1 rRNA gene is annotated in these 1,676 nt (G+C 50.8%); it reads left to right on the plus strand.

Features of this window, described 5'->3' with window-relative positions:
• Positions 1-51: 51 nt before the first annotated feature.
• A 16S ribosomal RNA gene (locus OW492_RS16855) occupies positions 52-1,594 on the plus strand.
• The last annotated feature ends 82 nt before the right edge of the window (positions 1,595-1,676 follow it).

Genomic DNA, 1,676 nt, shown 5'->3' on the forward strand with positions numbered 1-1,676 from the left:
TAGTTTTAGTCAGTAATATTGAGTCGCAACTTAGGTTGCAAATTAAACTTTAAATTGAAGAGTTTGATCATGGCTCAGATTGAACGCTGGCGGCAGGCTTAACACATGCAAGTCGAACGGTAACAGAAAGTAGCTTGCTACTTTGCTGACGAGTGGCGGACGGGTGAGTAATGCTTGGGAATATGCCTTATGGTGGGGGACAACAGTTGGAAACGACTGCTAATACCGCATAACATCTCCGGATCAAAGTGGGGGACCTTCGGGCCTCACGCCATAAGAGTAGCCCAAGTGGGATTAGCTAGTTGGTAAGGTAATGGCTTACCAAGGCGACGATCCCTAGTTGGTCTTAGAGGATGACCAGCCACACTGGAACTGAGACACGGTCCAGACTCCTACGGGAGGCAGCAGTGGGGAATATTGCACAATGGGCGCAAGCCTGATGCAGCCATGCCGCGTGTGTGAAGAAGGCTTTCGGGTTGTAAAGCACTTTCAGCGAGGAGGAAAGGTTGTACTTTAATAGAGTGCAGCTGTGACGTTACTCGCAGAAGAAGCACCGGCTAACTCCGTGCCAGCAGCCGCGGTAATACGGAGGGTGCGAGCGTTAATCGGAATTACTGGGCGTAAAGCGCGCGTAGGCGGTTAATTAAGTCAGATGTGAAATCCCAGGGCTCAACCTTGGAACTGCATTTGAAACTGGTTAACTAGAGTTTTGTAGAGGGTGGTAGAATTTCAGGTGTAGCGGTGAAATGCGTAGAGATCTGAAGGAATACCAGTGGCGAAGGCGGCCACCTGGACAAAGACTGACGCTGAGGCGCGAAGGCGTGGGGAGCAAACGGGATTAGATACCCCGGTAGTCCACGCAGTAAACGATGTCTATTAGAATTTTGTGGCTATATGCCGTGGGATTCAAAGCTAACGCATTAAATAGACCGCCTGGGGAGTACGGCCGCAAGGTTAAAACTCAAATGAATTGACGGGGGCCCGCACAAGCGGTGGAGCATGTGGTTTAATTCGATGCAACGCGAAGAACCTTACCATCCCTTGACATCCAGAGAATCACCTAGAGATAGATGAGTGCCTTCGGGAACTCTGAGACAGGTGCTGCATGGCTGTCGTCAGCTCGTGTTGTGAAATGTTGGGTTAAGTCCCGCAACGAGCGCAACCCTTATCCTTATTTGCCAGCGGGTTATGCCGGGAACTCTAGGGACACTGCCGGTGATAAACCGGAGGAAGGTGGGGACGACGTCAAGTCATCATGGCCCTTACGGGATGGGCTACACACGTGCTACAATGGCAAATACAAAGGGCTGCTAACCAGCGATGGTATGCGAATCTCCTAAAGTTTGTCGTAGTCCGGATCGGAGTCTGCAACTCGACTCCGTGAAGTTGGAATCGCTAGTAATCGTGGATCAGAATGCCACGGTGAATACGTTCCCGGGCCTTGTACACACCGCCCGTCACACCATGGGAGTGGGCTGCACCAGAAGTCATTAGCTTAACCTTCGGGATGGCGATGACCACGGTGTGGTTCATGACTGGGGTGAAGTCGTAACAAGGTAGCCCTAGGGGAACCTGGGGCTGGATCACCTCCTTACGTAAAGAAACACATCCTTTGTACTTAGGTACATTGGCGCAAGTAATAATGAGTGCCCACACAGATTGTTTGATTAGAAAGT

This window comes from Psychromonas sp. 14N.309.X.WAT.B.A12 (assembly GCF_030397575.1).
Taxonomy (GTDB): domain Bacteria; phylum Pseudomonadota; class Gammaproteobacteria; order Enterobacterales; family Psychromonadaceae; genus Psychromonas.